Genomic DNA, 14,636 nt, shown 5'->3' on the forward strand with positions numbered 1-14,636 from the left:
CGGGTGAACGGCGGGGATCGGCCGACCGTCTGGTCGGTCAACCGGAACAGTCACGCCTGTAGGGGATGGTCTTGGTCTTGCGTCATGTGGTGGCTCTCGTACCGCTTCCGCTCGGTGCGTGATGTCCCGCCCCGACCCCTACGGCGCCGCCGAGTCGCGCGGCTGGGATTCGACCCCGCTGCCCTGGCCGGAGACCGACCTCGAACCGCAGCCCTGGCACCAGCCGGGCGGGCCCGAGGCGTACGCGGAGTCGACCGGCCGTCGTCGTCCCGCCGCTGACCCGTACGGCCGGCCCCGACCGGACGACGACGGGTACGACGCACCGCGCGGCCGCCGCCCCTACGACGACCGCCCGGGCCGCGGCCCGGGCGAGCGGGTGCACCGGGGGGCGGATCGCGGCTGGCGCGACCAGGCCGGCTACCACGACGACCGCGGCCAGCGGGATCCGGGCCGCGACGACCGAAACCACTGGGACGCGGGCCGCGACGACCGAGGTCACTGGGACGAGGGCCGCGACGAGCGGGACCACCGGGATACCGGCTCGGCCTACCGCGACGCGGACCCGGACCACCAGGACGATCCCTGGTACCGGGACCCGGGCCGGGATCCGCACGGCCGGAGCCACGACGACGCTCGCCGGGACAGCCGCCCGCACGTACCCGACGACGAGTACCCCATCGCGCAGATCGACCCGGTCCGGGACGAACCGACCGACCAGCTCCCGGCGGTACGGGACGCGCCCGCAGCCGAGCCTGCGCCGGCTCGGCGCGGGCGCGGCCGCCGTCGCGCCAGCGCCGACCGACCGGCCACCGCCCAGCCGGCGACCGGCCGGGCGGGCCGCAACCTGCCGGCCGCTGTCGCGGTCGGGCTGGCCCTCGGCGCGGCGATCGTGGTGCCGCTCTTCTTCTACCTTCCGGCGTTCCTCGCCGTGATCACCGCCGCGGTGGCGATCGGGACCTGGGAGATGGCCCGGGCGGTCCGCCGTGGCGGAGCCCACCCGCCGTTGGTGCCGTTGATCGCCGGCGGCGTGATCACCGTCGGGTTGGGCTGGTTCGCCGGCCCCGACGCGCTGAGCCTCGGCCTGCTGGTCACCGTGCTCGGCACGATGATCTGGCGGTTGGGTGACGGCCCCGGCAACTATCAGCGCGACCTGACCGCGGCCACCCTGATCGCGGTGTACGTGCCCTTCCTCGGCGGGTTCGCGGCCATGCTCGCGGCCGCCCCCGGCGACGGGCATCTGAGGGTGCTGGTCACCCTGGTCGCCGTGGTGCTCTCCGACACCGGCGGGTACGCGGCCGGCGTCGCCTTCGGCAAGCATCCGATGGCGCCCAGGATCAGTCCGAAGAAGTCCTGGGAGGGCTTCGCCGGCTCGGTGACCGCCGCCGCGGCGGGCAGCGCCCTGCTGCTCCGGCTGCTCTTCGAGGTGTCGCCTTGGTGGGGTGCGCTGTTCGGGGTGGCGATCTCCTGCGCGGCGGTTCTCGGCGACCTCGCCGAGTCGATGATCAAGCGGGATCTCGGGGTCAAGGACATGAGCAACCTGCTCCCCGGGCACGGTGGCCTGATGGACCGGCTCGACTCGATCCTGTTCGCGGTGCCGGCGGCGTACCTGCTGCTGGCGGTCTTCGTGCCGATGGCGGGCTGAGGCATGAATCACGCGGGCGGAGCCGCATCCGCCGGCCGGTCGGGGCCGATTCGGCACCTACGGACGGGTGCGCCTCGCCCCCGGCGTGTCAGACTGGACGCGCCATGACGAGCCTCCCCCTGATCTCCGTAGACCCCGACGCCCGCGGCCGACGGCCGGCGTTGCCGCCCCGTCACCTCGCCGACCTGGACCTGCCGGGCCGGCAGGCGCTCGTCGCCGAGCTGGGGGAGCCGGCCTTCCGCGCCAAGCAGGTCTCCAACCACTACTTCGGCCGTCTGGTCCGCGATCCCGCCCAGATGACCGATCTGCCGGCGGCCACCCGGGAGCGGCTGGCCGGGGCGCTGCTGCCCACCCTGCTCAACCCGGTACGCGAGATGGCCTGCGACGACGGCGCCACACGCAAGGCGCTCTGGCGGTTGCACGACGGCTCGCTGGTGGAGAGCGTGCTGATGGGCTACCCGGACCGGGTCACCGTCTGCATCTCCAGCCAGGCCGGCTGCGGCATGGCCTGCCCGTTCTGTGCCACCGGCCAGGCCGGGCTGACCCGTAACCTGTCGACCGCGGAGATCGTGGACCAGGCCGTCTATCTCGCGGGCGTCGCCGCCTCGGGGGTGGTGGCAGGTTCGCCGCCGCGCCTGTCGCACGTCGTCTTCATGGGCATGGGCGAGCCGCTTGCCAACTACTCCCGGGTGGTCGCGGCCATCCGGCGGCTGGTGGCGCCGGCCCCGGAGGGGCTCGGCCTGTCCCAGCGGCACATCACCGTCTCCACGGTCGGCCTGGTGCCGGCCATCCGCCGGCTGGCCAGCGAAGACCTCTCGGTGACTCTTGCGCTGTCGCTGCACGCCCCCGATGATGAGCTGCGCGACGAACTCGTCCCGGTGAACCAGCGCTGGAAGGTGTCCGAGGTGTTGGACGCGGCGTGGGACTACGCGGCCACGACGGGGCGTCGCGTGTCGATCGAGTACGCGATGATCAAGGACGTGAACGACCAGCCGTGGAGAGCCGATCTGCTCGGGCGGCTGCTGGCCGGCAAGCTGGCCCACGTGAACCTCATCCCGCTCAACCCGACGCCGGGCAGCCGCTGGGACGCCAGCCCGAAGCCGGTCGAGCGGGAGTTCGTCCGGCGGTTGCGCGATGCCGGGGTGTCGACCACGGTGCGGGACACCCGGGGGCGCGAGATCGACGGCGCGTGTGGGCAGCTCGCCGCCGCCGAGGACAGGGACAGCGAGCCACCGCGCGAAGCCACGGTGTGACCGGGCGTAGCGAACGAGACCAGGAGACATAGTGGCGAGTCAGGGTCAGCGTTTCCGGCGTAAGGCGCTCCGCCGGGGGTACAAGGTCGACGAGGTGGACGCCTTCCTCGACCGGGTGGAGGCGACGCTCGCCGGTCAGCCGGTCGGCGCGCCCGTGGCCTCCCAGGAGGCCCACGACGTCGTCTTCCGGGTCCGGTTCAACGGCTACGACGAGTGGCAGGTCGACCTGCACCTCGACCGGGTGGAGCGGCAGTTGGCCGAGCTGGAGGAGCGCGGCGGTGCCCCGGGCGGGCGCGCTGGCGATCCCCGGACGGTCGACCGGCTCGGTCCGCCGATGCGCGACGACTTCGGCCCCCCGCCCGGGTCGCAGCCGCCCATGCCGCCGCGACCGATGCCCGCGCAGGCCGGCCCGCCCGGCGACCGCTACGGCAGCCGCTACGACGAGCCGACCGGCGCCTTCGCCGGCGGATACGACGGCCCGCGCGGCGGGTACGACGCCCCGCGCGGTCCGGCCGGCCCCGGCCCGATGGGGCCGGGTGCACCGATGGGGCCCGGTGCCCCGATGGGCCACGGTGGCCCGCCGCCCCGAGGCCTGCCCCCGGGTCCTGGCGGCTTTGGCCCCGATGACCGTTTTGGCCCCGATGACCGGCATGGCCCGGACGATCGCTTCGGGCCGGACGGCCGGTTCGACGGGTTTGAGGCCGGTCGGCGCGGCCGTCCCGACATGACCGCCGAGATCCGGATGCCCGAGCGGGACCTGCGTGACCTGCGTGGTCGTGGCCCGGCCGGCCCGCCGCCCGTGCCCCAGCAGGGTTTCGGGGGTGGCCCTGCGATGTCCGGCCCGCCGCTGGCCGGCCCACCCGTCGCCGGCCCGCCCATGGCCGGTCCGCCCGGCAGTGACCTCTACCGGGTGGACCAGATCCGCCGCAGCTTCCAGGTGCGCCGCTTCGGCAGCGGGTACGACCCGGACCAGGTCAACCGGTTCTTCGACAGCCTTCTCGGCGGCATGCAGGGTCGTAACCCGATGCCGGTGAACCCGCAGGACCTCGACACCCTGCGCTTCGGGCTGGTGCCCGGCGGCTACTTCGAGGCCGAGGTCGACGCCGCGCTCAAGGACGTGCAGGACATCCTGCTCGGCCGCTGAACCGTCGACGACGAGGGCCCGCCCCCGGCCGGGGGCGGGCCCTCGCGCGTATCGGGTCGAGTGCGTGACGCCGGATCAGGACCGCAGGCCGTTGCGGCGCAGCACCGCGTCGGCGATCACGATGCCCAGCAGCAGCGCGGCGATCCCGATCAGCCAGATGTCCTCGACCTTGCCCTCGTGGTTGCCGCAGATCGCCATCAACACCAACATCGCCGCCGACAGCACCGCCAGGATCCGTCCGGACTTGCGGTGCCCGGGCTTGTGCTGATCTGGCGCGGTTACCGGCTCGCTTCCTGCCACTGTCGGTCCTTCCCTCGCGATCGGATCTCCGGTTAGTCTGGCACGCCCCGTGCCGGGCCCGGCGCAGGGCCTCACCTGATGGGGGACGCAATGACCCGCGAAGACGACCGGGAGCTGTACAAGCGGGCGCAGCAGGCATGGGACGCCGAGGACTGGCCGGTCGCCGGGGAGCTGTGGGAGCGCCTGGTGCGCCGGTACCCGGACATCCCGGCGGCGGAGACGTGGTGGTACAACGCCGCGCTGGCCCACAAGTTCCTGCGCAACTGGGCGAAGGCGTACGAGCTGGGCCGGGAGGCGGCCGCGCGGGCCAGGCGGGGCACCGAGGACCCGGCGTTCTGGAACCTGGGCATCGCGGCCACGATCATGGAGGACTGGGCGACGGCCCGCGACGCCTGGCGGGGATACGGGTTGACCGTCCCGGACGGCGACGGCGAGATCGTGACGGACTTCGGGGCCACGCCGGTCCGGCTGGAGGGCGGCGAGGTGGTCTGGGCCCGCCGACTCTGCCCCGCCCGGGCCCAGGTGCTCAACGTGCCGACGCCGCATTCGGGTCGCCGGTTCGGCGAGGTGGTGGTGCACGACGGCGCCCCGAACGGGGAGCGGGAGGTCGATGGGCAGATCTTCCCGGTCTTCGACGAGCTGCTGCTGTTCCGGGCTTCCGAGCTGCCCACCACGGCCGTCGAGGTCGTCGCCGGCACACCGGAGGACGTTCGTGCCCTGGCCACGCTCTTCGACGAGCACGGGTACGCGGCGGAGCCGGCCAGCGGGGCACGGGTCATCTGCGCGTGCTGCAGCGAGGGCAGTGTGACGCAGGACCGGGACCACCAGGTCGCCGGCGGGCAGCGGGTCCACCTCGCGGCGCCGGTCGACCGGATCGCGGCCCTGATGGATGCCTGGTGCGCCGCCGCGCCGGAGCGCAGGAGCTGGACGGGGCCGGTCCAGGGCTGAACCCGGGCCGTTGGACCTGTCCCGGGCGGGGCGGAGAGCACTAGCGGCGTCGCGGGACGGGGACCACACTGCCTCCGGTAGCGTCTGAACGTACGCCTGATTGCCTTTTGAGGGGGACTGCGGTGCGAGTGACCGGTACGGGACATGCCAGCATGCGGATCGACACGGCCGCGGGCAGCATCCTGTGCGACCCGTGGGTCAATCCGGCCTATTTCGCCTCCTGGTTCCCTTTCCCGGACAATTCCCAGCTCAACTGGGATGCCCTGGGCCAGGTCGACTACCTGTACGTGTCGCACCTGCACCGGGACCACTTCGACGCGAAGCACCTGCGGGACTTCGTGTCCAAGGAGGCCACCGTCCTGCTGCCCGAGTTCCCCACCTCCGAGATGGAGGACGAGCTGCGGGAGCTGGGCTTCACCAAGTTCCTCAAGGCCCCGAACGAGCAGGTCGTGGAGCTGCCCGGCGGTCTGAAGATCATGATCCAGGCGCTGACCAGCCCGACCGACGGCCCGATCGGTGACTCCTCGCTCTGGGTGGAGTACGACGGCGTCCGGCTGCTCAACCAGAACGACGCCCGCCCGACCGACCTGAGCGTCTTCGCCGAGCTGGGCCACGTGCACGCGCACATGCTCCAGTTCTCCGGGGCGATCTGGTATCCGATGGTCTACGAGCTGCCGCAGGCGGCGAAGACCGCGTTCGGCAAGCAGAAGCGGGACCGGCAGTTCGACCGCACCTGGCGCTACATCGACGACCTGAAGGCCGACCACGTCTTCCCGATCGCCGGCCCGCCCTGCTTCCTCGACGATTCGCTCTGGCAGTTCAACGACATCCACGGCGACGAGGGCAACATCTTCCCCGACCAGTCGGTCTTCCTGGAGGAGTACGCCAAGGTCGGCGGCACCAACGGCATCGTGCTGCTGCCGGGCAGCGTCACCGAGATCACCACCGAGGGCGCGACCACCACCCATCCGGTGCCGGTGGCGGAGTTCTTCGCCAACAAGGCGGCCCACCTGGAGGAGATGCGGGAGCGCAAGCGGCCGATCATCGAGGCGGAAAAGGCGTCCTGGCGGCACCCCGAGGTCGACGTGCTCGGCGAGATGAAGCGCCGGATCGAGCCGCTGCTGGACGAGTCGATCTACCTGGCCAAGGGTGTCGGTGGCCCGGTCCGCTTCGACCTCGTCGGCTACGACGGTGACAGCGTCGAGTCGATCGTGGTGGACTTCCCGGAGAAGGAGGTCCGGCCGTACGCCGACGAGAAGGTCCGCTACCGGTTCCGGACCGAGCGGTCGCTGATCGAGCACCTGCTGCACATCGGCGAGGTGGACTGGGTCAACTCGCTCTTCCTCTCCTGCCGCTTCTCCGCGGCCCGGATCGGTCAGTACAACGAGTTCGTCTACGCGTTCTTCAAGTGCCTGTCCGAGGAGCGCCTCCAGTACGCGGAGGGCTGGTACGACGAGCACGAGCGCGCCGTCGACGCGGAGGACATCACGCTGGACGGCTGGGTGGTGCAGCGCCGCTGCCCGCACCTGAAGGCGGACCTGAGCCGGTTCGGCATCGTCGAGGGCGACCAGCTCACCTGCCAGCTGCACGGCTGGAAGTTCGACATGGCCAGCGGCCGCTGCCTGACCAGTGTCGGCCACAAGATCCGCGCCCACCGCGCAGACGCCGCCAGCTAAGAGCTGCGGGAGCGTATCCCCTGGTCGAAGGAACGCAGTCAGTGAGAAGGGCCTCCGATTCGGAGGCCCTTCTCACGTGCTACGTGCTGTCGCCAGCGGCCACGTCGGGTCAGTGAGCGAGGTCGGCGAGGATGCGCCGGGCGGCGTTGTGCCCGGCGGCGCCGATCACGCTGCCGGCCGGGTGGCAGCCGGCACTGCCCGCGTAGACGCCGTCGATCCCGGTGGCGTACGGCATCCGGTCGGTGAACGAGACCGTGTTGTCGACGTGGTGGATGTGCCCGCCGGTGATGCCGAAGTGGGCCTCGATGCCGGGCGGGGGCAGCGGCACCGCGTCGGCGATCAGGTCGCCGGTGCCCGGCGCGTACCGCTCGCAGATCGCCACCAGCTTCTCCACGTAACCGGGCAGCGCCTCGTCCCAGGTGGTGCCGGCCAGCTCGTACGGCACCGACTGCACGAACAGCGCGGAGGAGTGGTGCCCGGCGCCGTCGGCCAGCGACGGGTCGACCGTGGTGTGCAGGTACCACTCGATGGTCGGCTCCTCGGGCAGCCGCCCGGCCTGCACGTCCGCCCACATGGCGCGCAGCGCGGCCATCGGCGACTCGCCGCCGGCGCCGACCAGCGACGCCGAGCCGGGCAGCAGGTGGATGGTGGAGCCGAACGGGCTGGGCGCGTCCGCCGGCAGGCAGGAGAACCGGGGCAGCCCGCTCAGCGCCAGGTTGAGCTTGAGTGTGGTGCCGGGGCGGCGGACTGCCGCCATCCGCTCGCCCAGCGCCGCCGGGAGCGCGCCGTCGGGCAGCAGCTCCATCAACCGGTACGGGTCGCACGCCCCGAGCACCACGGAGGCGGCCACCTCCCGCCCGTCGGCCAGCACGACACCGGATGCGGCGCCGCCGTCGAGGGTGATCGCGCTGACCGGCGTGCCGGTGAGGATGGTCGCTCCGGCGGCGCGGGCGGCCTCGGCGAAGGTCCGGGAGACGGTGCCCATGCCGCCCTGGGCGATCATCCAGGTGCCGCCGGACCCGGGCAGCCGGCACATGTTGTGCACCAGGAAGTTGTGCCCGGTGCCGGGGTCGTCCGGGCCGGCGTTCAGGCCGGAGAGGCCGTCGGTGACCGCGTACATGCTGACCAGCAGCTCGGAGCGGAAGTCGAAGCGGGCCAGGTAGTCGACGACCGAGCCGCGGACCAGGTCGATGAAGACCTGCCGCAGGGCCGGGCGGACGTACCGCTCGGCGGTCTCCTCCACCGGCAGCGGCTCGGTCAACCAGGCCGGCGCCAGGTCCTCGCGGAGCTGGGCCAGTTCGGCCTGGAGCGCGTCGTCGGCGGCCGCGTCGGCGGCGGAGAACATCTCCGCGACCTGCCGCCGGCTCGCCGCGGCGTCGCTGCCGAAGAGCAGGTACGGCGAGCCGAGCCCGCCCGGGGTGGGCAGGAAGTAGTGCGGGTCGCGGCGCAGCACCGGGATGCGGACGTCCAGTGTGGCGAGCAGCTCCGGCGGCATCAATCCGAGCAGGTAGGAGCCGGTGGAGTGGCTCAGCTCCGGGACCTTGGGAAACGGGTTCTCCGTCCGGGTGGCCCCGCCGATCACCTCGGCCGCCTCCAGCACCAGCACGTCGAGGCCGGCGCGGGCCAGCAGGACCGCCGAGACCAGACCGTTGTGCCCGGAGCCGACCACGACGACGTCGGCGCGGGCCGGCAGCTCACTAGCTTCGCTCATGCCCGGGCAGCCTAGTGGCGCGCGCCCCCTTCGGGGAGGGCATCGCCGGGTTCGACCGGGCGGAGCTGGAGGAGCAGACCGATCAGCTCGGTCTCGAAGAGCGCCTCCGGCTCGTCGACCGCCCAGCCGAGGTGGCCGAAGACCTCCATGGCGACCAGGCCGTAGAGCCGGGTCCAGGCGGAGAGGAAGGCGTACGCGACCTCGATCGGCAGCACGCCGTGCTTGGTCGCCAGCGGGGCGAGGTGGTTGCCGAGCCGTTCCTGGAGCAGTTCGGCCGGTGGGGTGGGCAGCCGGTGGCCGCGGGTGAGTTCCACGAACGGGGCCAGGAAGACCGCGCCGAGGCGCGCCCCCGGGTGGTCGGGGTCGACGCAGTGGTCGGCGAACTCGATCACTCCCGGGACCGGGTTGCCGAAGATCAGGGTGAACTCGGCGGGGTGGCCGACCGCCCAGCGCCGCATCGCCCGGCACATCTCGAGCAGCTGGCCGGCCGGGTCCGGTCCGGTCGCGTCCCGGGCCGTCTCGACCTCCCGGCGCAACTCGTCGTAGAGGTCGCCGGCGAGCCCGGCGACCAGCGCCTCCAGGCTGGGGAAGTACCGGTAGATCGCGGGGGCGGTCATGCCCATGTCCCGGGCGATCGCCCGCAGCGAGACCGCCTCGATCCCGCCGGTCACGAGCAGCCGCCGCGCCCCGTCCTTGATCTCGGAGAGGGTCGCCGTGCGCAGGCGCTCCCGCCGGGTGGGTGCGGTCATCCGTCAGGCTCCCTTGACTGGCGCGAACGGTGTTGCAATAGTTAACGCCGTTCACTCAGATTATCGATGGTTACAAGATACGACCTTAACGGTCGGTGAGGGGGAAGGGCGATGTTCGCCTGGTGGGGGCGGGTGGTCGTACGCGCCCGGTGGGCGGTGCTGGCCGCCGCCGTGGCGCTCGTGGTGATCGGTTCGACCTGGGGCGCCGGGGTGTTCGGCGAGCTGACCGGGGGTGGCTTCCAGGACCCCGCCAGCGAGTCCACCCGGACCGCCGAGCGGATCACCGCCGAGTTGGGCCGGCAGGGCGCCGACGTGATCGTCCTCTGGTCCAGCGACACCGCGACGGTCGACCAGCCCGCCTTCCGCGACCCGGTCACGGCCACCGTCGCCGGGCTGCGCGGGCGGTCCGAGGTGTCCAGCGTGACCACGTGGTACGACAGCCCGGCCCCGGCCCTGGTCGCCACCGACCACCGGGCCACGTACGCCCTCATCCGGCTCGCCGGCGCCGACGAGGACGCGCGGGCCGGGCAGTTCGAGGCGCTGCGTCCCGCGCTGGACGCCCCCGGGCTGCGGACCGAGGTCGGCGGGGCGGTCGCCTTCCAGCACTACGCCAACACCCAGACCACCGAGGACATCACCCGGGCCGAGATGCTGTCCATGCCGGTGTTGCTGGTGCTCCTCGTACTGATCTTCGGCGGGCTGGTCGCCGCCACCACCCCGCTGCTCATCGGCGGGCTGGCCATCCTCGGCGCCTTCGTCGCCGTACGCGTGGTGAACCTCTTCACCGACGTGTCGATCTTCGCGATCAACATCATCACGCTGATCGGTCTCGGCATGGCCGTCGATTACGCCCTCTTCGTGGTGAGCCGGTTCCGGGAGGAACTCGCCGCCGGGCACGACACGGCCGAGGCGATCCGCCGCACCATGGCCACCGCCGGCCGCACCGTGCTGGTCTCCGGGCTCACCGTCGCCCTCGCCCTGGCCAGCCTGCTGATCTTTCCGCAGGCGTTCCTCCGCTCGATGGGGCTCGGTGGCGTGGCCGCCGTCCTGGTCGCGATGCTGGCCGCGCTGACCGTGCTGCCCGCCCTGCTGGCGGTGCTCGGCCACCGGATCGACGCGGTGCGCGTACCCCTGCCGTGGCGGCGTGGGGCGCGGCGCGCCGGGCCGACGCAGCCCGCCGGGGGCGGTGCCTGGGCCCGGATCGCGCGCAGCGTGATGCGCCGTCCGGTGCGCTACCTGGTCGGGGTCGCGGTGCTACTCGGCGTGCTGGCCACCCCGTTCCTGCGGATCTCCTTCGGTGGCTTCGACGAGCGGGTGCTGCCGGCGGACGCCGCGCCCCGGGTGGTCTCCGAACGGATCGCTGCCGAGTTCCCCGGTGGCCAGGTCGCCCCGATCGACGTGCTGGTCTCCGGGGCGCCGGCCGACGCGGCGCGCGGGTTCGCGGACCGGATCGCGGCGGTGCCCGGGGTGACCGGGGTGCGGGTCGCCGCCAGCCAAGGGGAGACGACGCTGCTCGCGGTGAGCTACCCGGGGGAGCCGACCGGTGACGTGGCCCAGGACGTGGTGCGCGACCTGCGCCAGCTGCCCGGGCCGGCCGGGGCCGAGGTGCTGGTCGGTGGGCGGCCCGGCGCGGACCGGGACCTGCTGGACGGCCTCGGCGACCGGCTGCCCTGGATGGCCCTGTTGATGGCCGGTGCCATCCTGCTGCTGCTCTTCCTCGCCTTCGGCTCGGTGGTGCTGCCGGTCAAGGCGGTGCTGATGAACCTGCTCTCGATCGGCGCCTCGTTCGGCGTGGTGGTCTGGATCTTCCAGGACGGCCACCTGGCCGGCCTGCTCGGTTTCACCTCGACCGGCTTCATCGAGCCGAGCAACCCGATCCTCATGCTCGCGGTGCTCTTCGGGCTGGCCACCGACTACGAGGTGTTCCTGCTCTCCCGGGTCCGTGAGGAGTGGGATCGCACCGGCGACAACACGGTCGCGGTGGCCGGCGGGCTGCAGCACACCGGGCGGATCATCACCGCTGCCGCGTTGCTGCTGATCATCGTGGTGGGCGGCTTCACCACCGGCGGCATGTCCTACATCAAGCTCATCGGGGTCGGCATGATCGTGGCGATCGTGGTCGACGCGACCCTGGTCCGGGCCCTGCTGGTGCCGGCGACCATGCGCCTGCTCGGCCGCTGGAACTGGTGGGCACCGGGCCCGCTTGCCCGGGTCTACCGCCGCTACGGCATCCGCGACTCCGACCAGCCCGCCGCCACCCCCCACACCCCCGTCCCGGTCCCCTGACGAGGCGTTAGCATTCATGGCCATGATGATCGCCTCGACCGACCGGCTCGTGGTCCGGGAGTGGACCGACTCGCCGGACGACCTGGCCCGGATCTATGACATCTACTCGCGGGACGAGGTGATGCGCTGGCTGGGCGGGGGAGCCGGGCTGATGACCGACCCGGCCCAGGCGGAGGAACGCCTGCGCGCCTGGCAGGACCGGTACACCCCGTACGCCGGCCGGTGGGGCATCTGGGCGATCGAGCCGCGCGACGCCGGGCGGGCGGTGGGCAGCGTCCTGCTGAAGGCGCTGCCGGGGCGGGACGGCGTCACCCCCACCGACGACATCGAGGTCGGCTGGCACCTGCACCCCGACTCGCAGGGCCACGGCTACGCCACCGAGGCGGCCCGGGCCGTGCTGGACCGGGAGTTCGCCGCCGGCACCCGGGAGGTCTTCGCGGTGGTGATGGCGGGCAACGAGGCGTCGATGGCGGTGGCCCGGCGGCTCGGCATGACCCACGTCGGCATCCGCACCGACTGGTACGCCGGCGCCGAGCTGGAGACCTTCGTGCTGCGCGGGCCGGCCTGACCTCCTGGCGTAGGCCGCCCCGCGGCACGGCGTCATCGACGTGACAGCGGGCCTGAGCAGATGACTGCTCAGGCCCGCTGTCGTACGGGGGCTCAGCCGAAGGCTTTGACGCTCGTTTTGGAGGTGCCATGGAATACATTGATCTTTCGCCTTATGAATACAGGGCTTTCCCGGTTCCGATGCGCTCGGTTGGCTGGCTGGGAGGCAGATACGGGGTGCGGGGTGCTGGCGCACCTCCGGTGGCTGAAGCTGAGCTGCGGCTGCGTTCGAGGGAAATGGTGAATACCATTACTACGCTGCCAATGGCGATACATATTCTGCCCCGATGATGATCCTGCATTACGTAGAGGACCACGGATACCGCCCGCCCGAGGAGTTTCTGAAGTCCTTGACCGATGCGGAGCGATTGACGTGGGACTGGCGCGCCGAGCGTCTGGCCACAGTACTGCTGGACAAGTCGGAGGATCTGGATTTCCGCTGCGAGGCCATCGCCGATCTGGCGCACTGGAAGGATCCGCGGGCGTTGGATGCGCTGACCCGCGCGGCCCGGGACGAAGAGTTGGTCGATGTGGCCGGTGTAGACCTCGGCCGGTCCCTGGGGGGTGTTGCTGTCCGGTGATCTCGCGAGCGGTCTTCGCGTCGACGGCTTCTCCGCTGATGTCAGATTTGGGATCGATCAGGCTCTTCGGCAGTGATCCACCGGCCCGACCATCTCCGGCGCGCCAAATGTCGGAGAAGCGGGACCTGCGGCGGCGATTGCTGGACAAGCGCCGCCCGGTGTTGCCGCCTGATCACCGCTACTGAGCGGAAGCATGATGGCGGTGCCGGCCACCAGTCGGTCGAGTGAGAACTGCCCTACCTGCTGCGTGGCTCCGCATCGGCGAGTCGACCTCGCGCCATGGGGGCGCTGGCGGCCCGAGTCGGCGCCCATAGCCGACTGATGAGGCGCTGTTCGTGCCGGCAGTTCCCGCTGTCTGCCGAGCAGCACGAGTGGATCTCCTTCATTTGCGGTGGAGGCTTGGTGGCGGGGCCCCGCCCGCGCCGATCGATCAGGGCAGCGTCGGCAACTCGTCCGACTGATCATCAGGGCTGTGCGCCGCTCGGCCTGGCCTGGAAGATTGGCAGCGCGAGGCGGGACGGGTCGGCGACGTGCCGTCAGTCGAGGTGGCGGCGGGCCGAACCGGGAGTGCTGTGGCAGGGTGGCAGGGCGTGATGAGGGGGTGGCCGAAATCACCGGGTTTGCCGGGCTGGCGGCGAGCCGGCCGGCTGAGCCGGATCAGACGCAATCGGTATCGAGGCATCGTCCGCAGCGGCAGTCTTACCCGTCCGGTGGTCGTCCGGGGTGCCCCGCTCAGCCCGTTCGCCCTGCCTGACGTGCGGATGGGGCGGTGCGTGTGCGAGTCTCGTTTCACGATTTCTCCTTCGGGGTGGACGGGGATCCCCGCGGAGGCCCGTGCACTGCGCGGGCAGATATTTCAGTCGAACCTGGAGACAACGTGGGCAACCTCGACACCGCCCTGAAGGACGCGATGACCATCGACGGCGCGATCGGCGTCGCGCTCGTCGACTACAACAGCGGGATGACCCTCGGCGTGGCCGGTGGCACTCCGGAGATCGACCTGACCGTCGCGGCCGCCGGCAACACCGACGTGGTGCGCGCGAAGATGCGCACCATCGAGATGCTGAAGCTGAACGACGAGATCGAGGACATGCTGATCACCCTCGGCGGTCAGTACCACATCATCCGGCCGCTCAGCGGCCAGACCGGCAAGGGGCTGTTCCTCTACCTGATGCTCAGCAAGTCCCGGTCCAACCTGGCGCTCGCTCGGCACCAGCTCCGCACCATCGAGGAGCGGCTGGAGCTGTGAACGCCCTCGGTGGATTCCTGCCCCGCCGTGCCTCGCGGCGGCCCGACCTTCCGCCACCGGCCCCACTCCCTCCCTCGCTCGCTGGCAACCCGTCGTTGCCGTACCCGGCGATCGGCACCGAGCTGGCCGAGCTGCGCCTGCAGATCCCCGGGGTGCGGGGGAGTGTCCTTGGCGGCGTGGACGGCCTGCGCATCGCGCACGACGTGCCGGACGAACTGGATCCCGACGACCTGGCCGCGATGGCGGCGGCGACCTTCGGCCTGGGCCGGCAGGTCAGCCTCCGCCTCGGCCAGGGCGAGTTCTGCCAGTCCACCGTCCGCAACCAGGCCGGCTACTTCGCCGTGTACGCGGTGGGCCCGGAGGCGCTGCTCTCCGTGGTCGGCCAGGACGCGATCAACGTGGCCCGGCTGCACCTGCACGCCCCACCGGTGGCAGAGCGTATTGCCAAGCTGATCGCCCAGGTCTGACCAGCCCGGCCGCGTGGGGGTGGC

13 protein-coding genes are annotated in these 14,636 nt (G+C 72.0%); 10 read left to right on the top strand and 3 right to left on the bottom strand.

The annotated features are described in order from the left end of the window. Positions 1 to 121: 121 nt before the first annotated feature. The 3 genes from ACNAVT_RS04670 (at position 122) to ACNAVT_RS04680 (ending at position 4,039) form a co-directional block, all read left to right on the top strand. Complete coding sequence (locus tag ACNAVT_RS04670; protein ID WP_416293574.1) at positions 122 to 1,642, top strand: phosphatidate cytidylyltransferase; 1,521 nt, start codon at positions 122 to 124, stop codon at positions 1,640 to 1,642. A gap of 104 nt (positions 1,643 to 1,746) precedes the next feature. Beyond that, entirely contained in the window at positions 1,747 to 2,895 is a 1,149-nt protein-coding gene (gene rlmN, locus ACNAVT_RS04675) for a 23S rRNA (adenine(2503)-C(2))-methyltransferase RlmN (protein WP_416293124.1), read from the top strand. Positions 2,896 to 2,926: 31 nt separating this feature from the next. Continuing rightward, on the top strand, positions 2,927 to 4,039 hold the full coding sequence (locus tag ACNAVT_RS04680) for a DivIVA domain-containing protein (RefSeq protein ID WP_416293126.1): 1,113 nt from the start codon (positions 2,927 to 2,929) through the stop codon (positions 4,037 to 4,039). A 75-nt stretch (positions 4,040 to 4,114) separates the two neighbouring features. Here ACNAVT_RS04680 and ACNAVT_RS04685 read toward each other — a convergent pair whose 3' ends face one another. Further along, the gene (locus ACNAVT_RS04685; protein ID WP_416293128.1) at positions 4,115 to 4,339 is read right to left on the bottom strand and encodes a DUF2631 domain-containing protein; all 225 of its coding nucleotides are present in this window, start codon (positions 4,337 to 4,339) and stop codon (positions 4,115 to 4,117) included. 90 nt (positions 4,340 to 4,429) lie between these two features. Here ACNAVT_RS04685 and ACNAVT_RS04690 point away from each other — a divergent pair, with 90 nt between their 5' ends. Continuing rightward, positions 4,430 to 5,287, top strand: coding sequence for a hypothetical protein (locus tag ACNAVT_RS04690; protein WP_416293130.1), 858 nt, complete (start codon positions 4,430 to 4,432; stop codon positions 5,285 to 5,287). 122 nt (positions 5,288 to 5,409) lie between these two features. Next, on the top strand, positions 5,410 to 6,963 hold the full coding sequence (locus ACNAVT_RS04695; RefSeq protein ID WP_416293132.1) for a Rieske 2Fe-2S domain-containing protein: 1,554 nt from the start codon (positions 5,410 to 5,412) through the stop codon (positions 6,961 to 6,963). 109 nt (positions 6,964 to 7,072) lie between these two features. On the opposite strand, the gene ACNAVT_RS04700 is transcribed toward ACNAVT_RS04695, so the two are convergent. Further along, a complete protein-coding gene (locus ACNAVT_RS04700) occupies positions 7,073 to 8,674 on the bottom strand; it encodes a phytoene desaturase family protein (protein ID WP_416293134.1) in 1,602 nt (533 codons plus the stop codon). Between the two features lie 11 nt (positions 8,675 to 8,685). After that, complete coding sequence (locus tag ACNAVT_RS04705; protein WP_416293136.1) at positions 8,686 to 9,423, bottom strand: TetR/AcrR family transcriptional regulator; 738 nt, start codon at positions 9,421 to 9,423, stop codon at positions 8,686 to 8,688. A gap of 111 nt (positions 9,424 to 9,534) precedes the next feature. On the opposite strand from ACNAVT_RS04705, the gene ACNAVT_RS04710 reads away from it, so the two are divergent. The 5 genes from ACNAVT_RS04710 (at position 9,535) to ACNAVT_RS04730 (ending at position 14,612) form a co-directional block, all read left to right on the top strand. Further along, the gene (locus ACNAVT_RS04710) at positions 9,535 to 11,709 is read left to right on the top strand and encodes an MMPL family transporter (protein WP_416293138.1); all 2,175 of its coding nucleotides are present in this window, start codon (positions 9,535 to 9,537) and stop codon (positions 11,707 to 11,709) included. A gap of 22 nt (positions 11,710 to 11,731) precedes the next feature. Further along, positions 11,732 to 12,277: a GNAT family N-acetyltransferase gene (locus ACNAVT_RS04715; RefSeq protein WP_416293140.1), complete on the top strand. Its 546-nt coding sequence runs from the start codon at positions 11,732 to 11,734 to the stop codon at positions 12,275 to 12,277. Between the two features lie 325 nt (positions 12,278 to 12,602). After that, complete coding sequence (locus ACNAVT_RS04720; RefSeq protein ID WP_416293142.1) at positions 12,603 to 12,896, top strand: hypothetical protein; 294 nt, start codon at positions 12,603 to 12,605, stop codon at positions 12,894 to 12,896. Positions 12,897 to 13,773: 877 nt separating this feature from the next. Next, complete coding sequence (locus tag ACNAVT_RS04725; protein ID WP_416293143.1) at positions 13,774 to 14,145, top strand: hypothetical protein; 372 nt, start codon at positions 13,774 to 13,776, stop codon at positions 14,143 to 14,145. Continuing rightward, positions 14,142 to 14,612 carry a roadblock/LC7 domain-containing protein gene (locus tag ACNAVT_RS04730; protein ID WP_416293145.1) on the top strand — a complete coding sequence of 157 codons (471 nt, stop codon included), beginning with the start codon at positions 14,142 to 14,144 and terminating at the stop codon, positions 14,610 to 14,612. Before ACNAVT_RS04725 ends, ACNAVT_RS04730 begins: the two co-directional genes overlap by 4 nt. Positions 14,613 to 14,636 lie beyond the last annotated feature (24 nt).

The organism is Micromonospora sp. SL4-19, assembly GCF_047921475.1.
Lineage (GTDB): Bacteria > Actinomycetota > Actinomycetes > Mycobacteriales > Micromonosporaceae > Micromonospora.